Here is a 22,722-nt window from a genome sequence, read left to right on the forward strand (position 1 = left end):
TTCAATTAAACAAAATAAGGAATAAAAATACTTTAATGGAAATCAAAAAAATGCAATTATATACTGAATTAAATTTTTATATAATTATACTATAAAACTAATTATTACCACATGAAATAAATATTGGAAAATAATAATACTTAGTAATCATAAATGAAAAACATTGGTTTTCCAATGTTTAATAGGTTTTGTTGATATTTAGTAAAATAACATTGACATAAAAAAATCTTACTAATATACTTAAAATTGTTATCGTAATATACGAGACAACATTTTTAGAAATGATAAAAAATTGTTTTATTGGAGGAAATCATTCTATGGCTAACCAACCAAAGAAATATACTAAATTCGTAGCAACTGCTGCTACAGCTACTCTTGTAGCATCTGCAATCGTTCCTGTAGCTTCTGCTGCATCATTCAAGGACGTTGCTGAAACTAACTCACACGCTGTAAACATTGAAGCATTAGTTGAAGCAGGTATCATTAAAGGATTTGAAGATGGTACATTCAAGCCAGGCCAAGAATTAACTCGTGGCCAAGTTGTGAAAATGTTAGGTAAATGGGTAGAAAAACAAGGTATTGAAATCCCAGCTGACTTCGCTACTAAAGCTCGTTTCACTGACGTAGCTGTAGACGCTAAAGACCAAGAATTAGTAAAGTATGCTGCATTAGTAGCTGATACTGGCGTATTCAACGGTTCTAACGGTGCATTAAATGCTTCTGGCAAAATCACTCGTGAAAACATGGCTCTAGTTTTAGACCGCGCTTTCAAAGCAATCAACGAAACTTCTTTAGTAGAATTAGCTACTAAAATCGAAGACGTTAAAGTTGCTGACTTAGCTACTGCTAAAGCAGAAGCTCGTGAAGCTATCCAATCATTACGTGATTTAGGTATTTCTGTAGTTGAAAACTTCAATCCTAAAAACACAGTAACTCGTGGACAATTCGCTTCATTCTTAAACAAAACAATCAACACATCTGTTGAGTTAACAGTTAAAGAAGTAGTAGCTGTAGATGCAAAAACTTTAAACGTAACTTTATCTGATGATTCTACTCACGTAGTAACTTTAGAAAAAGCTTTAGAAGCTAACGAAGCAACTGAAGTAACTTTCACAATCGACGGTAAAGAATATACTGCAACAGTAACTTTCAAAGTTGAAGCTCCAAAAGTAATGTCAGTTAACATTGTTGACGGCGTAACTGTAGAAGTTAAATTCAGTGAAGCAGTATTAAAATCTGATATCAATAAAAAAGTATCAATTCAAGGTACAACTTTAGATACAGCTGCATTATCTGAAGATGGTAAAACATTAACATTGACTTCAGATAAAGCAATCAACGTTAAAGATGCTGCTGTAGTAGTAGAACCAATCCGTACTGCTAAAGATCGTTTGGTAAAAACTGCTAAATTCGTTTCTGTAGTAACTTACAAAGATGAAGTTGCTCCATCAATCGTTTCAGTTAAAGCTGTAACAAAAGGTAAAGTTACTGAAACTGTAGTAGTTACTTTATCTGAAAAATCAACAATCGGTTCTGCAAAAATTAATGGCGTAGATGTGGCTGCTGGTAAAATTAAAGTTGAAGGTAAAACTGTTACTTTAGAAGGCGTTACAGTTGAAGCTGGTAAAACTCACACTGTTGAATTATTCAATGTTGTAGATACTGCTGGTAACAAATCAGTAAAAGCTTCAAAAGCATTTGAAGTAACTGTAGATACTGTAGCTCCAACTGCTACAATCGAAGCTGCTGGCGACAACGCTATTTTAGTAACTTTCGACAAAGCAATGAACGTTGATTCTGTAAAAGCTGCATTAGTTAACGGTATTGTTAAAGACGAATTACTTGGTGCAGTAACAAGTGACACTGCAACAGTTGTAGAAAAATCTGACAACAAACAATTCTTAGTAGAATTAAAAGACAACGCAGTTTTCGCTAACAAAGATTCTCGTACATTCACTGTAGTATTAGGCGGAACTATGACTGATGCTTTAGGCAACAAGTTTGCTGCTACTACAAAATCTGTAACATTAACAAAAGACGCTGTTAAACCAGTAGCAACTGGCTATGACATCATTGTTGATGAAGATGGCAAAGTAGAAGAAATCGTTGTAGAATTCAACGAAGCATTAGCTGCTAACGATAAAATTGATTTTAAAGATATTGCTACTGTTGTAAACGCTGAAGGTAAAGTTGATGATAAGCTAGATACATTAACTGGTTCAGTTGAAAAAGGTTCTAAGAAAGTAACATTCAAGTTTGCTACTCCAGTTTTAGTTGAAGGTAAATTAGCGGTAACATTCAACAAAGAATTAGTAACAGACTTAGCATTAGCTGCTAACAAATCAGATACATTCAACATGACGTTTGACTTTGGAACTGCTAAAACTTCAACTGACTTTGAAATGGCTGCAGGTGCAATCACAACTTCAAATGATACTATTACTGTTAACTTCCCAGAAGCTGTTAAAGGTGGCGCAGTAGCAGGTTCTGCAACTGATTTAGCTAACTATACTTTAGACGGTAAAGCATTAACTGGTGCAACAATTACTATCGATGCTGATAATAAAGTAGCAACAATTAAATTAGCTGAAGGTACAATTACTGCTGACAACAAAACAGCTGTAATGAAAGTTTCTAACGTTCAAAACTTAGCAGGTACAAAAACTGTTAAAGCTTATGAGCAAACAATTGCTGTACAAGATACGAAAGCTCCAGAATTAACTTCTGCTGTTATCGTTGATAACGAAACAATCGAATTAACATATAATGAAGGAGTTCTACCAGGAACTTCATTCGCTTCTGACTTCTCATTAATCGTAGATGGTCAAGTAGCTGAAGCTACTTTAGCTACTGCTACACCAGTTGCTGGTAAAGAAAACACTATCCGTGTAACTCTTTCTAAAGAAGTTAACTTCTCATTAGTAGATACAGTAACTGTAAAAGTTATCGGTAACGCATCTGTTACAGATAAAGCTGAACGTAAAAACGCTCAAAAATTAAACATTGAAGTAAAAGCTAAGTAATATTAGTAAATATTCAAAAAAAACTCTCTCTATTTTTATAGAGAGAGTTTCAGACTGTAGACAAACTCGAGGAAATTCGAGTTTGCCTACAGTCTTTTTTGTTTTGGTTCTATAATATTTGTTGGGGTATTCAAACAATTTCGCAATAAAAAAAGGCACAAATTCACACTTTTTTATATACTTGAATTGTCGAGAAACAAGCAATAGAAAGGTGATTTGTGCTGTATGAATTTTAACATGAATTTCCCAGGATTAAAAGGTGTAGACATTACGAAAATTGAAGAGCTGGAGACGGGCGTGGCGATTTCGGTTGAACTGCCACGTCAGGCACATCAATGTCCTGCCTGCCAACAATGGACAACGAAAGTACACGATTATCGTATTCAAAAAATTAAGCATTTAAAATGGTTTGAACGCATGACGGTCCTATTTTACAAACGCCGTCGTTATGTATGCGCATGTGGAAAACGGTTCGCTGAAAAAGCATCCTTTATTGAGCGTTATCAACGTTTTACGAAAGAAGCGAATCAGGCGTTAAGTATTCGTGCGATTAAAGCGAAAACTTTTAAAGAAGCAGCGGAAGTTACGGGTACCTCCAGTACAACCGTGATTCGTCGCTTTAAGAAAATCGCTCAAAAAGAAATGGTCCAAGGGGTTCAATTGCCAAAAGCGATAGCGATTGATGAATATAAAGGCGATACAGATGCAGGGAAATATCAATTAATTATAGCGAATGCCGAAACCAAAGAACCAATCGATATTTTGCCAAATCGCCGTAAAGAAACGATTAAAGATTATTTAAAGCGTTACGGAAGTGAAGTGGAAATCGTGGTGATGGATATGAGTCCTGCCTTTAAATCCGCGGTCCGTCAGGCTTTAGGAAGACCGGTTATTGTGGCAGACCGCTTTCATTACTGCCGTTATATTTATTGGGCATTAGATTCGGTTCGTCGAGAAGTTCAAAAGGAATGGCACGAATACGACCGAAAAAAGTGCAAGCGAATGCGCCATGTACTCTATAAACGTCCTGAAAAGCTGAAAGAAACGGATCGATTTTATTTAACCCGCTATACAGGGATGTCCCCTTTATTAAAAGCAGCGTATCAACTAAAACAAGCCTACTGTGAATGGTTTGATCAGGCAAAAAAAGAAAGCGATGTATCAAAGATTAAAGAGGGACTCATTCAGTTCTACAAACAAGTTGAAGAATCAGGGATTCCTGCATTTAAACGTGCGATTCAGACATTTAAAAATTGGCAGACAGAAATTTTAAATAGCTTTACATTTGGTTATTCAAATGGCTTCTTAGAAGGCATTAATAATAAAACAAAAGTGATGAAACGAAATGCATATGGATTCAGACGTTTCGATCACTTTAAGGTAAAGATTTTATTCAATTTGAAGTATAAAAATTTGGGTGATCATGTGGGATGAAATCGGTTTGAAAATGATTTCACCCCAACATTTGACTTAGAACCTTTGTTTTAAAATAAAGTTAACTAATGAAACCGTTGATTTCCATTCCAGGGGACGCGTTTCGCGGGCGGGTGCCAATCCTCCTCGTCGCTACGCTCCTGCGGTGTATCGGCAGTCCCGCTTTTCCCGCAGAAGTCGCCCCTTCCATTCCAATCAACTTGATATATCCTTTCTTATATAGTTTATCTAAATCAAAGAGGTGTCCCGATATGATGACTAATAACCAAATGAATGAACGTAATCAATTAGAAATGTTGACGATTGAACAGCTTGTTCCAGAAAATCATCTCGTACGTAAATTAGAGGCAGCCATTGACTTTTCGTTTGTATATCCATTAGTTGAAAACTTATATTCACCTTTCGGTAGACCAAGTATTGATCCTGTTGTCTTATTTAAAATGACAATAATTCAATACGTTTTTGGTATTAGTTCTATGCGCCAAACGATTAAGGAAATTGAAACGAATGTAGCGTATCGCTGGTTTTTAGGTTTCGGTTTTCATACAGAAGTTCCTCACTTCTCGACGTTTGGCAAAAATTATACACGGCGTTTTGAGGATACAGATGTATTTGAACAGATTTTCTATCGCATCTTGAAAGAAATTGTTAATGCAGGTTTATTATCAGCTGACCATATCTTTATTGATTCCACGCATGTTAAGGCAAGTGCGAATAAACGAAAATTTGATAAAAAAATGGTTCGAAAAGAGACATGTGCTTATGAAGAAAAGCTACAGGAAGAACTAAACATAGACCGTGAAAAGAACGGAATAAAGCCATTTCCACCGGAGAAGTTTGAAAAGGAAGAATGGAAAGAAATCAAAGAGAGCACAACGGACCCTGAAAGTGGTTACTATGTGAAGGACGAACGAACAAAACAATTTGCCTATTCATTTCATGCAGCGACAGATGAACGTGGCTTTGTATTAGGAACGATTGTGACACCTGGCAATATACATGATAGTCATATACTGCAACCGCTTGTTGAAAAGGTCATTCATCGTGTGAAAAAGCCTGTGGCTGTTGCTGCGGATGCGGCTTATAAAACACCTGCGATTACGAACTTTTTATTAGAAAATCAAATGTTGCCTGTTCTTCCTTATACAAGACCGAAAACGAAAGATGGCTTCTTCCGTAAACATGAGTATGTCTATGATGAGCACTATGATTGCTATATTTGCCCGAATGACCAGATGTTGCGCTATACAACGACGACGAAAGAAGGCTATCGCCAATACAAATCGAATCCAGCGGTTTGTGCGGATTGCCCATTTCTAGCACAATGTACGGAAAGTAAAAATCATACGAAAATGATTCAGCGACATATTTGGGCAGATTATCTAGAAGAAGCCGAACATCTTCGTCATCATCATGAAATTAAATCCATTTATGCAAAACGAAAAGAGACGGTTGAACGTGTCTTTGCGGATGCGAAAGAAAAGCATGGTATGCGATGGACAACGCTAAGAGGCCTTAAAAAATTGTCCATGCAGGCGATGCTTACTTTTGCTGCCATGAACTTGAAGAAACTTGCCACATGGACTTGGCAAGGAGCTTAGATGAGGGCATCTTCCCTCGAAGAGGAGATACGTTCCCCAAATCTTATCCATTAATTTGGGGAAAGAAAAGACAAAAGGCATCGAGAGACGAACTCTCGAGGCCTTTTGTCGACAATCTGAAACTCTCTCTATTTTTATAGAGAGAGTTTTTTTGGTGTGCCGGGCATGTTTGTCAACTAGGTGATGAAAGTTCACTGTGGGCGTCAGGATATGCGAACCACTAGCTGAAGACAAGGGTGTCCGTGGCGACGCGGAATCTGAAGGAAGTCGTAGGCAAAATCTTGGTCTGAGGAATACGAATCGCATGAGGTTGATTTTTCTGGATAAGGTTGCCAAACAAACTGAAGTCCCAAATATCCTCGGAAGATGAATCAATAGATGCGGCAGATAGATGAGAGGAAAGTGGGCAGACTTACCCCGGGAGATCTGATGAATACCCGAAGAGGAACCTGTGCAGTGATGTACAACTGAATCGTCAGAAGTCAGCAGAAGCCATAGTACCAGTAATGGGAAGGGCTGAACGAAAGGAGTGAACGTGTATAAGGGTATTACATGCGAATGAAGACACAGAACTGAAAAGTCTATCCTAAGAAAAGGTACGGAATACCCTAAGAATAGGAATAGCGTGGAATTTTGCATGTGCATTCCTTACCCACACGCGAACATATGGAAGGATTAATCAACGTTATAGTAAATAGAGATAATTTAAACAAAGCTTTTGAGAAGGTGCGTAAAAATAAAGGTGCAGCCGGTGTCGATGCGAAAGATATAGAGGCAACCCGCCAATACTTAAAAGAGAACAATACTCAGATTATCGAAATGATTAAAATAGGTAAGTATAAACCGCAACCGGTTAGAAGAGTCGAAATTCCCAAACCAGATGGAGGGAAAAGACTTTTAGGAATTCCTACGGTCACAGACCGTGTCATTCAACAAGCGGTTGTACAAGTGTTAACCCCAATACTAGACCCAATGTTTAGTAATTATAGTTATGGGTTTCGCCCAAATAAAAGTGCTCATCAAGCTATTGAACAAGCAAGAAGTTACATTGAGGACGGTTATAAGTTTGTCGTAGACATAGACTTAGAGAAATTCTTCGATAGAGTTCAGCATGATAAGCTGATGTCACTCATGGCGAAATATATTTTATGTAAACCCACATTAAAGCTAATAAGAAGTTTCTTAAACGCTGGTACCATGATAGATGGAACTTTTATTTACTCTAAAGAAGGTACACCGCAAGGTGGACCCTTAAGTCCATTATTGAGTAACGTTATTCTTCATGAACTTGATAAAGAACTGGAGAAACGTAATCATAAATTCGTTCGTTACGCAGATGACTGCAACATCTATGTCAAAAGCGAAAAAGCAGGAGAACGAGTTAAAGAAGGCGTTACAGCATTTATCGAAAAGAAACTAAAATTAAAAGTGAATGAAGAGAAATCAGCAGTGGGAAAGCCGATAGCACGTGTATTTTTAGGTGTGAGCTTCTATAACGCCAGAGGTGTAATCAGGGTATACGTGCCAAAGAAATCCAAGAAGCGATTCGAAGAAAAGCTTAAGTATATTACAAATCGTAATTATTCAATTGATATGGAATCGCGCATTCAGAAAATCAACTACTTAATTCAAGGATGGGGAAACTATTTCAAAGTTGCCGACATACAGTCCTACGCAAAGGAAATAGATGGCCATATTCGAAGAAGATTAAGGGCATGTCGATGGAAAGAATGGAAAAGAACCATCTCAAAATATAGAAACCTCAAAAGATTAGGAATCAGCCATAATGATGCCTATAAAATGGCCAATACCCGCAAAGGGTACTGGCGCTCCTCGAACAATCCAATCGTCAATCGAGCATTAAACAATAAATATTGGTTAAAACTCAAGTTGAAGAACCTCGCTACAATCATAAATCCAACATAAAACTTTTGAACCGCCGTATACGGAACCGTACGTACGGTGGTGTGAGAGGTCGACTAGCCAATTAATGGCTAGTCTCCTACTCGATTGAGAAAATTTGTAAAATATAGTATAATTCTATACAATATTTACTATGGAGGGATTATTATGCATTTTTTTAGTCAATTGAAAATAAATGGGCTTCTGTTGGAAGTTCAAGGGTATTTTCAATCAAAAATGAACGTCCTGGAAATTCATTGTAAAGAAATGATACCGCTGTTTAAAAATTTGAAATATGAAGAAGTAGTTGTGGAAGAGTTCGTTTTAATGGATAACGATAAGACCGTTTACTCTGATCATTCAAATCTAGTAATCTCTGAAGTTAGTCATAATCAAATAAAGTTGTTACATATATAAAACTATCATTTAATTATTGGGGGAGTTACATATGAAGAAAAATACTAGATTTCTAGCATCAGCAACAGCTGTTGTTCTAGCATCTACAGCAATTGTTCCGGTAGCTAGTGCAGCATCATTTTCAGATATAAAAGGTAGTGGTCATGAAAATGCGATTACTTCATTATCCGAGCAGGGCATTATCGGAGGGTATCCGGATGGCACATTCAAGCCGAATCAAAACTTGACGCGTTCAGATGTTGTAAAATTATTAGGGAAATATTTAGTTTCTTTAGGTCATAAGGTACCAGAAGATTATAAAACAAAAATGCGCTTTACCGATTTAACGGCAAAATCTCAGGATGAACTTCTGCAATATGCGGCATTAGTAAAAGATGTTGGGGTATTCCAGGGGAGTAATGGTGCGCTTATGCATCGTGATCAACTGCGTCGTGACCAGATGGCGACTGTTTTAGTGCGTGCTTTTAAAGTAATTAATGAATATGACTATGTAGCACCAATGCTTGATTCCGAATATAAATCAAATATTAGTGATTTACATCGAACAACTGTAGAACATCAGGAGTCGATTGAGACACTTGCTTACTATGGTGTAACTAAACAAAAGACATTTAATCCGAAAGATCCAACAAAACGTGGTCAGTTCGCTACGTTCTTATATAATATGCTGCAAATTGAAGTACCGAAGCCTGAGCCAGAAAAACCGGTCCTAACAATTAAAACAGTGGAAGTCCAGGCAGTAGATAAACTGCGTGTTGTGTTATCAGATGACAAAGCTTATATTGTAAGCTTAAAAACTCCTTTAGTGGAAAATGTTGAAACTGAAGTGACATTTGAAGTGGAAGAACAAAGTTTTACAACAAAGGTGAAATTTGAAGTACCGGATTTAAAAATCTCTTCTGTTACAAATCCGAACGGTGGACAAATCGCAATAACATTTAATCAGCCGGTGAAGATGGATACAGAGATAAATACAGCGGCTATAAATAAGCTTGTTGCAGTAACAGGCATTGACCGGCTTGGCCAAGTTCAATTATTAAAAGGACAGTTAAGTGAAGATAAACGTACATTAACTGTGACTATTAATGCGACAACGGGGCTGGAAGGTCGCTATCGTGTTGTTGTAGATGGTGTAGAGTCAGCTACAGCTAAAAAACTTATAAAATATGATGATATTGCAACACTTGTGGCGGATAAAACAGCTCCAGCAGTATTAAAATCAGAAAATATTTCTGCGACGAAAGCAAAGGTTATTTTTAGTGAACCAATTAAAAAGTCCTATGGGACAGCAATATATAAATTAGCTAATGGAACACCAGTATTAAATGTAAAAGAAGGATCTCTTGATAATGTAACAGAAGTGACATTTGATTTATCGGCTGCTACTGCTAATGGACGTATTTTAGATCCTGGAACAACGGTGCATGTAACATTCCCGACAATTTTAGATATAACAAATAACTTATCGTCACCGAATCCATTAACAGCACAAATTACAAAAGGAAATAAAGATGGTATCGTACCTACGATTGCAAACGTTACTCAACTCGGTGCGAAAAAATTCAAATTAACATTTACTGAAGAAATTCGCCTACCTTTAAGTAATGAACTTGCTGTTGTTCAAGGAAATATTAATAATGCAATTGATAAAATTGAACAAGATACTTCCGATGCAAAAAGTGTCATTGTCACAACGAAAAATGCTTTAACTGGTTCTGTAACAATTTCAACGAAACCTGGATATTATATTACGGATTTATCAGGTGAAGTAAATACGTTCTCGACAGCTTTTAATTTTACCGTTGATACTACAGTACCGACAGTTATTGCAACAAACGTAGTGAAAGATCAAGGGATAGAGTATTTAGAATTTACATTTGATCGTAATATTGAAACACCAGTCGGATCAAAAGTATCAATTACGGGAAGCTATATTTTAAGTAATTTATCGCACCCTATTAAAGAAAACTTTATTGCGGATGTCCAAAAGTCATCAAAGCAAGATAATGTAGCTCGTGTTAAACTAAGCAACTTATTAAATGAAACGGACTTAAAAAACTATACAAATTATATATTTTCGGTAAATGCCAATTTTGCTGGTGTTCGTAGTGAGCATGGGCAAATCGTAAATAATGTTAATAATTTCACATTTACACGTGGTTATGATTCAGTACAGACACAGGAAATATTAACGGTAAGAAGTGTTGAAACATCAACGTTTCCCAATTTAAATAACAGTATTCCAAAAAATACAATGGTTATAACTTTCAATACGAATGTAGATCCAGCATTGGCACGAAATATTTCGAACTATAGTCTTGGAGGCATTCCGATTAAAAGTGCGGATGTACGCGTTAATGAGCAAAATAAAGTGTATTTAGAAATACAACCAGGTACAATTGCTGTAGATTATTCAGAGTATTTAATTATTAATAATTTACGTGCAGCTAACTCAACTGTACAGATGGCCCCTTATACACAGTTAGTTGGATTTAAAGAAAATATAGCACCTACAATTTCAAGTATTACAGCGAATGCAAATGTAAATACGAATACACATACACTTTTAATTTCATTTAGTGAGCCAGTTGAAAATGTAAATAATAATGCATTTAATATTAATATAAATGGAACTATTGCAAGCAATATTGCCATTTATCCAATAAATAATAATAATATGGAGTATATGGTCGTACTTCAAACTAAGCTAAATACTACTGATAGTGTTACGGTATATTTGTCGAATAACTCAGTGATTTCTGATAAATCAGGTAACAAATTAGAACTGTTAACTCCTTATTCTGTCCCTGTTTGGTATCAATATTAAATTTCTAATATATGGAGCATATCTATTTCGATAGATATGCTCCCTTTTTGATTTTTTAATCCTTTAGAACTAACTTATTTAAAAATAGTTTATTTTCTAACAATTAGTGGAATCGCATACTTTGTAAGCGTTTTAGTAAAATTACAGTAATTTTACTGTGTTAGAATACTAGGAGGTTAATTACTATGAAGAAAAAGTACCGAAAATTTGTAGCATCAGCCGCAACGGCCACTTTAGTTGCCTCAGCAATTGTTCCAGCAGTTAGTGCAGCCAGCTTTTCCGATACAGCAGGAAATACACATGAATTAGCCATTGAGTCCCTTGTCAGTCAAGGAATTATTTCAGGATACCCGGACGGGACATTTAAGCCTAATCGTACGTTAACTAGATCAGACGTGGTGAAATTATTAGGTAAATACTTAGTATCACAAGGGTATAAGGTACCCGCTGACTATAAAACAAATATGCGTTTTACCGATTTACGCAGCACATCACAGGATGAGCTTTTACAGTATGCTGCATTAGTGAAAGATAATGGTGTATTTAATGGAAGTAACGGCAGATTACTACCAAACGATTCTATTACACGTGAAAATATGGCAGTTGTTTTAGTGCGTGCCTATACAAACATTAATGGTTTTGACTATGTAGGGCATGTACAGAAGCAAAATTTTAAAGAAGATGTTGTCGATTATAATGCGGCGAAAGCAGAGGCTCGCTCAGCTATTAGAGTATTGGATTACTATAATGTGACAGGTGTACCAAACTTTAATCCAAAAGGTTTCACTACACGCGGTCAGTTTTCATCATTCTTATTTAAATTGTTGCAAGTAGAAGCACCAGAATCAAATTTCAAAGCAGTAGAAGTAGTAGATGCCTCTACATTAAGAGTTACGCTTGAAGATGATACTGTTCATACAGTGAAATTAGATACAGCTCTAGAGGAAGGTAAAGAGACAACCGTTACTTTTGATATTGCAGGAAAAAAATATACGGCTACTGTAACTTACAAAGCAAACTTAACAGTAAAAACTGCTGAGGTGACAGGAGCCAACACTTTAAAAGTAATATTAAGTGATAATTCCGAGCATAACGTTACGCTGGAAAACAACCTGCCTGAAAATGAGGAAACAACAGTCTCGTTTAAAATTGGTGGAAAAGATTATTCTGCAAAAGTAACGTATACCGTGACAGAAGTGAAAGTGTCTTCAGCAAAAGCGCTAAATGGCGGTCAAGTAGAAATTAAATTTAACCAAAGAGTAAATCTCCCAGCTAGCTTAACACAAGCACAAATAGCGAACTACATCACTATAACAGGTGTGGATAATTCAAATCCGATTGCTTTTACACAGGGGCAATTAAGTGAGGATGGTCGTACTTTAACGATTTCAACAAATGGAGTGGCAGCATTATCAGGTCGCTATGTCGTAAAAGTAAAAGATGTGAAAAATGCGGCAGGGACATCGGTCACACCATATGATGAAATAATCAACTTCGCAACAGATACGGTTGCGCCTACATTGATAAGCACAGTCAATAGAGATGCAAAAACAGTACGCGTCACATTCTCGGAACCATTACGTTCATTTAGTAATAGTAGTATTACATTTAGACTGGCGAATGGAACGAATGTAACGGGTATTACCGGAGATATTGGAACAGGAAACTGGTATGCAGATTTTGATTTGTCGAATGCTATGGTAAACGGCCAACCATTAGCTGCCAATACGCCAATTACTGTAACATTTGCAGGTTTACGCGATATAGCAGGAAATTTCAGTTCACCGAATCCATTAACTACTAGTTTTACAATGGGTGGGGCTGATGGTGTGAAGCCGACACTTACAAGCATTTCACAAACAGGGCCTAGAACGTTCAAACTGACATTTTCAGAGCGCATCCGTAAGCCGGCAATTGCAGATTTAGAATTACGGTTAGGTACTTCTATTAATGCTATTACTGCTATTGATGAGGTTCCTGGTGACAATCGTTCCTTTACGATTACTGCCACATCTGATTTGAATGGCGTATACAATATTGGAACAGCTCCTGGCAGAACAATTACAGATATTTCAGGGGAAACGAATACATTTGCCAATACACATTCATTCACAATTGATAGTGCTGCACCGGAAGTAACAGCTACAACAGTAACGCGAGATGGAAACTTCGAATATTTGGATATTACATTAAATAGAGAGGTTGATTTAGTAACAGCATCACGCGTAACTGCCACAGGTAACTATGTAAAAGGTGGCGTTACACATACATTCAACGGAACAGCAACAAACCTTGCCTATAGAGACAATAATAATCGATCAGTATTGCGTGTGAAGTTAGACGACTTATTAGGTGCTGGCGATGCCGATAATGCTACTTATAATGTAACATTATCATTTACAGAATTGAAAAGTGCATATGGTATCAATGCTGGAAATAAGGCTGTGACTTTCCAACGTACAACAGATTATGCAAACAATAATAATGTACTAGAAACACCAGCTGTCACAACATCAACGACAGATTCAACATTAACTAACAATCAAGTAAGATTAGTGTTTAATCACGATCTTGACGCGAATACAGCTGCTATAGTAAGCAATTATTCTATCCCAAATGCTAGAGTAACGCATGCTCAAGTATCAAGTGGAGCATTAAATACAGTCACTTTAACTCTAGCACCTAATGAAACAACATCATCTGGACCACGTGAATTACTTATTAGGGGTGTAAAGGCGAAAAATTCAGTTGCAACACAACCATCTTTAACAGCAGAAGTAAATTTAAAAGAAAACATTCGCCCAGTACTAAATGCAGCAACATTCCTATCAGCCAACCAAATTGAACTGACATTTAGCGAAAATGTAAGCGGACTGGGTACTGATTCATTTGTAGTTGAAAATGCTTCAGGTACAGCAATAGGCATAGCATCAGTGGCTTCATCGACAACAGGCAATAAAGTAACGGTTACATTAACGGATAACCTTACAGCAGGTACTACCGTAACTGTTAAAAAAGGTGCTGCAGTGGGAACTGTAAAAGATGAAGCGGGTAATTCGGTAGTTGATACTATTGATTTAAAAGCATCCTTATTAAGCAATTAATGTTTTTATAGAATGTGATAAAGTCCCAACTAGAAAAACCATTTTCCTCATAGAAAATTGGTTTTTCTTTTTTGTACTAGCCATATTGTTAATACATGGGAAAAGTAAAGGAAATACAACATACATTTACAGGGAAATGTATTGTATAATTGCGCTAATGCCTTAATAGAAAGGAAAATATTAGAGATGAAAAGAATATTTTACACATCCATTATTACTCTGGCTTTCATAGTCGCTACAATTCTTCCGATAACGGGATTACCTGTCGAAGCGTCCATTAAAAATCCTTTTACTGATGTAAAAGATTCCAACTCACATGCAAAAGCTATTTTAGACTTATACAATAATGGAATTATTATGGGTACGACAGCAACTACTTATGAACCTGGACAACCGGCAACACGTGGAGAAGCAGCCCTATTTCTAGCAAATGCGCTGGGGTTAAGGGGAATTACCTATAAGAACTCTTTGTTCAAAGATGTTCCTTCTTCAAGTAAATACTATAATGCAGTAACAGCCTTGGAAAAGGAAGGAATCGTCAGTGGATATGACAATGAATTCAAACCGAATGCCACTTTAACGCGTGCTCAGTTAGCGAAAATGTTAACAATAGGTTTTGAATTACAACAATCTACTCAGTCGAAAACGATATTTACGGATGTCAATAAACTTACTGATGAAGCGACAAAACAGTATATTCAAACGTTAGTAGATTACGGAATTACAAAAGGTACGACAGCCACAACATTTAGTCCGAATATGAAATTAACGCGCGGTCAATTAGCTACATTTTTATATAATGCAATCGAGGCTAAATCAGATGATTTAACAGTTATTAGTGTGGAATAGTTTTTGAGATATACACTTGAGAGAATTAAGCTCAAGTGTATTTTTTAGTTGGTATTACAAATGAAGCCGGCGGAAGGTAGAAACTCTTCGGTAAGAAGTAGAAAGGTAAATGCAGAAAGTGGAACTATAATGGGGAAAGTAGAAACATTACAGAGGGAAGTGGAACCATTAATCCGGAAAGTAGAAATTAACCTGGAAATTAGTCTCGCTCTGTTCCAACTAAGTAAAACATAGAAACTGATTCAACTATTACCATCGCACTATACTAGCCTTCATGCTACACTTAAAAAGAAATATTACTATTCTATTAAAAATTGTATTATTCAATGAAATAACAGGGAATATTCGGTATAATTTATAACGTTATTGAAAAAAAGGAGGGAATTCGTTCTAATGTCAAAAATTAAATCAGCACTGTTAGCCTCGCTGTTATTTTTCTCTACTGCATTACCTGGTGCAACTTATGCAAACGTAGAAGGAACAGCCGAAGCTGAAAATCCAACGGTACAAATTCCACAAACAACTACAAATCAATCGACAAGCTCCGTTGAAAATACTGTCGAGCAACAGGATACAGTGACGGCTGAAAAAGAGGCGACATCAAGTTCCACTGAAGTACAGCCAGAACAATCGAACAGTACAACACCGGCTCAGCCAGAAGCAGCAATACCTGAGAAACCAGCAATAACGGAAGAACAGGATGTTTCAGAAAGTAAAGAGCAATCAACAGCAGATACAGAGCAAAACAATACAACAGAGCAACCAGCAAAAGCGCAGCAAACAGGCTCTCATTTAACGGTTAAGCAAAAACTTGCAGATGTTCCAAATAGCTTTTGGGCAAAAAATGAAGTAATGCAACTTGTTGAAATGGGTGTTATCGGCGGTTATCCGGATGCAGAATTTCGTCCAAACTTAAATATTAACCGTGGCCAGGCAGCAAATCTCTTTAAAGGCGCACTAAAGCTTCCTGACGCAAAATATCAAAATAAATTTTCGGATGTTAGTAATAAATCGAGCTTTTTGCAAGGGGTATTCTCTACATATAATGCAGGGATTTTTGGTGGTAAACCAGATGGTCGCTTTGGCGTATCCGATGCATTAACACGTGAACAGATGGCAACTACTTTAGTACGGGCATTTGACTTAAAAGATACTGGAGCAACACTAACATTCAAAGACTGGAACAAAATTAGTGAGTCACATCGTGAAAATGTAAAAATTCTTGCCCAGCATGGTATTACTACAGGTCGTGAAGACGGTACATTCGATCCGAAAGCGACTGTAAACCGTGTGACATTTTCTGTTATGCTTCACCGCGCACTCGTTGCAACTAATAAAATTACTAAAAATGAATATACAGTACAAGCTGCTGATGTTTCAAAGACTTTTAAAGTTAACCGAACAGAAATGAATTTTGTACAAGTAACATCTGATACAAATCCTCTTTATCTTCGTTCAACAGCACCGATTGCATTTAAAGGAACAACGACTGAAACTTACGGTGTTGCGAAAGATACGATTTATAATTATGCAGTCGGCAATCAAGGGGCGACTGTGAAGGTCACAATTCGTGCATTGGAAAACGGGGATGACTTTGTATTTACAACATTAACAAACAAAGGGAATTCAAAGTTAACAGTAGACTTATTCCATAAAGCATCGAATGTAACAAATTACCGTTTATATCGTTATGATCGTTTCCCGATTGAAAAAAATGCAAATGATGTATTTGGATATGATTCCTCATCCTATCCAACAGGGTTACTACGTATTATGTCTAATGAAAAGCTGGCAACAGATCGAATGGTAGGACAAGCTTATCGTTCAAAACAGTTGACACAAAGCTATAAAGATACAGGCGGCACAAGCTATATGCGTGACCTGCAATCAGAATATGAGGCATATTCTTACGCGTTGTTAGGGGAAGAGTTATTTAGCTTCTATACATTAGTATCAAATGGAAATGATATTGTTGATACATGGTATATGGATTCAAACGAGCGATTATTTAAAACAGATGAAAATATGAATGGCTGGATGCTTGAAACAGCTCTAAACTATAAAAAGCGTAACAGCTGGTATACTGCAGAAGGTCCATTCAATAAAATGGCTACAACAACAGAGCCAATGCCAAAATCATATCAAGGATTTGGACGTAATCTACTACTAGTTAAAGAGGATCGAGCGCTTGTATTATTTAAAGAACAAGGCGATCGTTATTTTGCAAACGTAGTGAAAAATTCGTTCATCAGCTTAGATAAATTTAAAGGTGATGCACCTTATTGGAAGACAGAAGTAACAAGTACGTATTTAAAGAACTTGTACGATATAACAGCACCATTTATCGACACTCGCTTCAATGAGCAAATTGCGTTATTCTATTATAATTCTGGTGCAGAATTTAATATCCCTAACTATAAACAACCGTTACGCAATTACGCTGACCTTTTAGCATCTCGTAAAGCAGCCGGACATGTTATAAATATTAATAGCAATGCCTATTATATTTCGGATTACTTCCCGGTTAATCAGCAGGTAACGACACACGCTTCCATGAACCATTTACTTGGTGGAATGAATATTTTACTTTTGGCTTATCAGGAATTCCAAGATGCAAAATATTTAGAAGCCGCAACAGCAGTTAGCCGTGCATTACAGATCGAGAAAAATAAATGGATTCGTTCAAATGGTGATATTTGGTACCGTGTCAATGCAAAAGGCGAATTTGCAGGTGATGATTATCAGCATTTAACACTTGAAGACTTAATTAACTCGTATAAATACTGGAAAGATGTGGATCCATCACAATTACCATTATATGAAGAAATGATTATTTCAAAAGCAAATTATTTATCGGTTAATAAATATGGCTATACAATGAAAATCAAAAATGGTCTTGAGGAAATTGGCATGTCTGAGTATTTACCAGCAGGCCAATTATATACAGACGCATTATAATGGAAGGATCACCTATTCTTAGTTGGATAGGTGATTTTTTTGTTTATACGAGGGATTGTGGCGAATATGCTGTAGGAAGTGGCTAACAAATTATAAAATTATCCATTAAAAGTTGTATTGGCGAATATACCTTTTAAAGTGGCGATTATATAGTTTTGATTGACTAATATCTAATTGGAGTTGAATAATAAGAGCTTATCTCTGACTAATAAACTAATTGAAGTGGCGAATAAAGTATTCACTGCAAAATATTTTCTACAAAATACAGCAACTTGAGCTGAAAATGAGTTGCCACAATCCGTTCTCACCACACCTTTTAAGGAGATATTAACTAAATATTTCTGAAAATTTGCCGATAGTTAAATTAGAATTATGTACTATGGCGAAGTACCCGTGAAGGAAGGGATTACATGATGAAGAAAAACTTAAAGGTAGGCTTAATGGCTGGTCTATTAATTACACCAGCAATTATCGCACAAGCTGGAGAAGTAGAGGCGAGTGAAACGCCAACACCATTTAATGTAGTGGCTCCCATTACCGCAGAAGATTTATTAAAAGGTTTTAAAATAGCAGATGAAGAATTAACAGCTGCCAAACTCACTCAAGAAAGAACCATTTACAATACATATAAAGATAAGGAAGAATATGCAGAGGTTATGCCGATAATCGATGCAAAGCTGACGTATTTAGAAAGTTTTCTTCAACTAAAGCAAGATGCGGCAATAGTGAAAAATCTAATTTCAAAATTAACGAATGCTAATAAAAATTTAGTAGCGGATAGAAGCGCAGCACAAGATGCACTTGATAAATTAAAGATGGATTTAGAGAATAATTCTATTGAATTAAATAATGCCGTAAGTAGTCATGCAGGAACTTTTTTAGAAACACTGCTCTACTATGATGAAAAGGGTCAAACTGATTTTGTCACTAAATATGTTACTCAGGCTTCTTTAAGTAATTTAGAATCATTTGAAGAGCAAGCATTAAAAATTGACCTATTTATTCAAGAACACATCGGTCCAATAACGACATCAATTGAAACAGATACTTTTAATAAGGAAAGCTATATTATTGCTGTTGCAAATGCTCGGACTGCATTTAATGCAATAAATGATTCAACTTTTAAAAATGTATTGAAAGTCCAAATAGTAGAAAATAATACAGGGATAGAACAATATTTAAAAAATGCAGAGTCTGATATTAAAAAGTCGCAAACGGTGGAAGATAAAATTACTGATTTAGTTCAAAATCCGCCAACTACTGCCACATTTAATTCAAAGGTAAATGCGCTTGTTAAGGAATATGAACAATTAACGGATGTTCAAAAAAAGTTAGTATTAAATGCGGATGAATTAAAACCGTTTGCAACAGTTTTAAATGTAGTAAACGAAATCAGCAGATTATCTAAATTACCTGCAAATACAGAGGAATTCCGTGAAGAAGTAGAAAAAGTAGAAAATCTCTATAATGCCCTCGACCCTCTTGACATTCGATTGGTAGTGAACTTTGATAAATTAGTAGAAATGACAAAGGCTATTGAAAGTGCGGTAAAAGTCGAAGGGGAAATTACAAAAATTGATACAGCAACATATGAAGAGAAGAGTTCTATTGTTGCAGATGCAAGAAAAGCGTATAATGCATTATCCACAATAGAACGTAAATATGTATTAAAGGATACATTAGATTTACTCGCATCCTGGGAAAAATCTTCATCCACTGCAGCCAATATTAATAAGCAAATTGATGCAATTAAAACAGAAGTGTTTGCGAATATGGATGATGAAAAGTTAGCAGATACAAGAAAAATATCGGCAACAACGAGTTTTGTGACAAAAGTGCGTACAGCAGAATCTTCGTATGCAAAAATTAAAGCAGAAGAAGGAAAAACTTCGAAAGAGCAAGAGCTTGTCAAGAACCGTGCACGACTTGAAGCATTACTGCCGATTGCCAAGGTTGCCGACCAAGTTGTCACATTAAAAGTAACAAGCGAAACATATGCGGATGATTTAATTACAGTACAAGGTATATTGAACACATGGGATACATTTAAAAGTGCAATTCCACCAACTGATGCCCAAAATATTGAAAAGCTTCATGTATTTTTGAAGTCTTACTTAGAAGCACAACAAACTGAGCAAACAGTAGCTGTTCAATTGGATGCCGATATTTTAGCGTTGCAAGATCCGACTTCAATTGATTTACAAAAAATCGTTTTAGTACGTGAAACTTATAATTCCTTATCCGCAAATGGCAAACGTTTAGTAAAAAATATAAAAGTGTTAACTGACATAGAGAGAGCAAACAAGGCTGCCCTAGATACAATTAAAGCAATTGATGCTATTGATGTAGAAGCCAAAGACTTTGCACGTAAAACAACTATAGCCGAAGCATCTTTTAATAAACTATCAGATATAATGAAGGCTACTGTAACCAATGCTGCAAAACTAGAAGAGCTTTTACCAATCGCAAAGTTAATGCAGGAAATAGATGCAATACGTCCGACTGCAACGGATTTCAAAGAAAAGCTATCTATGGCTCAAAATAAGTTTGATCAATTATTAAATTCATATACACCACCGGAAGAGCCAACAACGGATTTAGATATTATTAAAACAAAGCTACTAACTGACTATGGCAAGAAATTATTAGACTTCCAAGGTATTATTACATCTGCTTCTACTATAGAACAAAGAATTGATGCGTTAAAAACAAAATCCGGCGAAGTATTTATAAAAGATTTAGCAGAGGTTTCAGCTGTGTATAAAGCACTTGATTCAACAGTGAAGCGCAGTGTCAGTAATTCAAAACTTTTAACAGAGTTGGAACGGGACTACAAAGCATCATTACGTGTCATTGATCAGATTGAAAAGTTACCAGTCCATACTGATCGTACTTTTTCAAGTAAAGTAGCAGCAGCACAAAAAGCGTATGACCGCTTAACAGAAAAGCAAGAGAAAGATGTTTATAACTATGTATTAAAACTACGAGATATTTTAAAGGTTGCAGATTTGATTGACCGAATTGAAAAATTACGTGTAGGCTCTAAAACTTATGAAATAGATGTAGCTGCAATACGCGCAGAATACGCTTTATTGTCACTAACAGAGCAAGAGTTAGTACACAATATTACAAAACTTGCGACAGCTGAATCAGGTGTTTCTAGTGCAAAAGAAGTTATGGCATTAATCAATATCGCAATTCCAACCGCAGAAGGCTATATTGAAAAATTAATTGCAGCGCGCAATAGTTATGACAGTTTATCAAAATCAGATCAAAAGCTCGTTATAAATTTTAAAGATTTAACAACTCGCGAACGTGCAGTGAAGCCTGTATTAAAATTGGATGCGGATATTTTAGGTTTGGATCCATCTAATGCCCGTACCTTTATCTCAAAATACAATGCGGCTGATAAGGCGTATGAAAAATTGTCGATGTCAGAGCGTTCATTACTACTAAATACCGAGAAATTTCTAGGGGATTTCACTTCAATATTTAAAGTAATGAATGCGATTAACTCGATTAAGCCGTCGAGCAAAACATTTGTTGAGGAAACACAAGCGGCAAGAGTTTTATTTAATGCATTGCCAGCGAACTTAGCCTCACAAATATCTAATTTATCGACATTGCAGGAGCATGAGCTCAATGTAGAAGGTGGCGCTAAAGTAGATGCGATGATTCGTGCTTTAAATTCTGTACCACCCAATGAATTTATTTCGAAAATAAAAGAAGCACGCGAAGCCTTTAAATCGTTAAACTCGGCAAACAAAAAAGGTGTTACTTTAGAATCGGAATTAAAAGAGCAGGAAAAGTATATTAAGCCAATTGAAGCGGCGATTAATGCAATCGAAGGTTTAAGTAATCCGAGAAATGATTTAAGCCGTCAATTCAACACAGTCAATAATGCATTGAAAAAATTGGATGACAAACAAAAACAATACGTTAATAACATGGACCAATACTCAAATTTATCTAATGTCATTCACGTATACACATTAATTGCAGGTTTGAAGCCGAACGATAAGTACTTCCAAGGAAATATGGAAGCCGCGAAGCTTGCATATGACAAGTTATCGGAAGAAGAAAAACTAAAAGTAACAAACTACTATAAATTACAGCAGGCCGTACTTGATATGACGGAAGTACAAAAAGTGATGACAATTATTGCATCATTAAATTCAACTTCAAGTAACTTCGAAACAGATGTATCGGAAGCATTAGCTGCATATAAAGCTCTTCCTTCAGGATCGAAGCGTCAAGTATTAAACTACTCGGAACTTCAGCAAGCTGAGAGAGACTTAAAGGCAGCGCAACGTGTCATAAAGCAAATTGATGATTTGGATTCAACGTTAAGAACATATGCTTCAAGAGCTAAGTCAGCAAAAACAGCTTTCGAACGCTTAACGGTAAATCAAAAAGCATTAGTGAAAAATTACAACAAACTTCAGGCGGCCATTTTTGAATTAGGATTGTAGGAAGTTTTCTGGAAGTTATTACTTGTAATTTTAAAAAAAATTGATAATATAAAAAAAGTGTTACAATACCTTTTGCGTTATTCGTAAAAGGTATATTTTTTTGTTCTTTAAGGAAGAAATGTGAGAAAGTAATAG

The 22,722-nt window shown here is 36.1% G+C and carries 10 protein-coding genes; all 10 read left to right on the forward strand.

Features of this window, described 5'->3' with window-relative positions; all coding sequences use genetic code 11:
* The first annotated feature begins 317 nt into the window (after nt 1-317).
* Nucleotides 318-3,023, forward strand: coding sequence for an S-layer homology domain-containing protein (locus NYE67_RS03385; protein ID WP_340729176.1), 2,706 nt, complete (start codon nt 318-320; stop codon nt 3,021-3,023).
* 225 nt (nt 3,024-3,248) lie between these two features.
* On the forward strand, nt 3,249-4,457 hold the full coding sequence (locus tag NYE67_RS03390) for an ISL3 family transposase (protein ID WP_340729177.1): 1,209 nt from the start codon (nt 3,249-3,251) through the stop codon (nt 4,455-4,457).
* Nucleotides 4,458-4,708: 251 nt separating this feature from the next.
* Nucleotides 4,709-6,058 carry an IS1182 family transposase gene (locus tag NYE67_RS03395; RefSeq protein ID WP_340729178.1) on the forward strand — a complete coding sequence of 450 codons (1,350 nt, stop codon included), beginning with the start codon at nt 4,709-4,711 and terminating at the stop codon, nt 6,056-6,058.
* Between the two features lie 666 nt (nt 6,059-6,724).
* The gene (gene ltrA, locus NYE67_RS03400; RefSeq protein WP_340729179.1) at nt 6,725-7,984 is read left to right on the forward strand and encodes a group II intron reverse transcriptase/maturase; all 1,260 of its coding nucleotides are present in this window, start codon (nt 6,725-6,727) and stop codon (nt 7,982-7,984) included.
* Between the two features lie 144 nt (nt 7,985-8,128).
* Nucleotides 8,129-8,377, forward strand: coding sequence for a hypothetical protein (locus tag NYE67_RS03405; protein ID WP_340729180.1), 249 nt, complete (start codon nt 8,129-8,131; stop codon nt 8,375-8,377).
* Between the two features lie 31 nt (nt 8,378-8,408).
* A complete protein-coding gene (locus NYE67_RS03410; protein ID WP_340729181.1) occupies nt 8,409-11,204 on the forward strand; it encodes an S-layer homology domain-containing protein in 2,796 nt (931 codons plus the stop codon).
* Nucleotides 11,205-11,389: 185 nt separating this feature from the next.
* On the forward strand, nt 11,390-14,308 hold the full coding sequence (locus NYE67_RS03415) for an Ig-like domain-containing protein (protein WP_340729182.1): 2,919 nt from the start codon (nt 11,390-11,392) through the stop codon (nt 14,306-14,308).
* 186 nt (nt 14,309-14,494) lie between these two features.
* Nucleotides 14,495-15,157 carry an S-layer homology domain-containing protein gene (locus NYE67_RS03420; protein ID WP_340729183.1) on the forward strand — a complete coding sequence of 221 codons (663 nt, stop codon included), beginning with the start codon at nt 14,495-14,497 and terminating at the stop codon, nt 15,155-15,157.
* Between the two features lie 393 nt (nt 15,158-15,550).
* Complete coding sequence (locus NYE67_RS03425) at nt 15,551-18,115, forward strand: S-layer homology domain-containing protein (protein ID WP_340729184.1); 2,565 nt, start codon at nt 15,551-15,553, stop codon at nt 18,113-18,115.
* 410 nt (nt 18,116-18,525) lie between these two features.
* The gene (locus tag NYE67_RS03430) at nt 18,526-22,587 is read left to right on the forward strand and encodes a hypothetical protein (protein ID WP_340729185.1); all 4,062 of its coding nucleotides are present in this window, start codon (nt 18,526-18,528) and stop codon (nt 22,585-22,587) included.
* The last annotated feature ends 135 nt before the right edge of the window (nt 22,588-22,722 follow it).

The sequence above is a fragment of the Solibacillus sp. FSL W8-0474 genome (assembly GCF_038004065.1).
Taxonomy (GTDB): Bacteria; Bacillota; Bacilli; order Bacillales_A; family Planococcaceae; genus Solibacillus; species Solibacillus faecavium.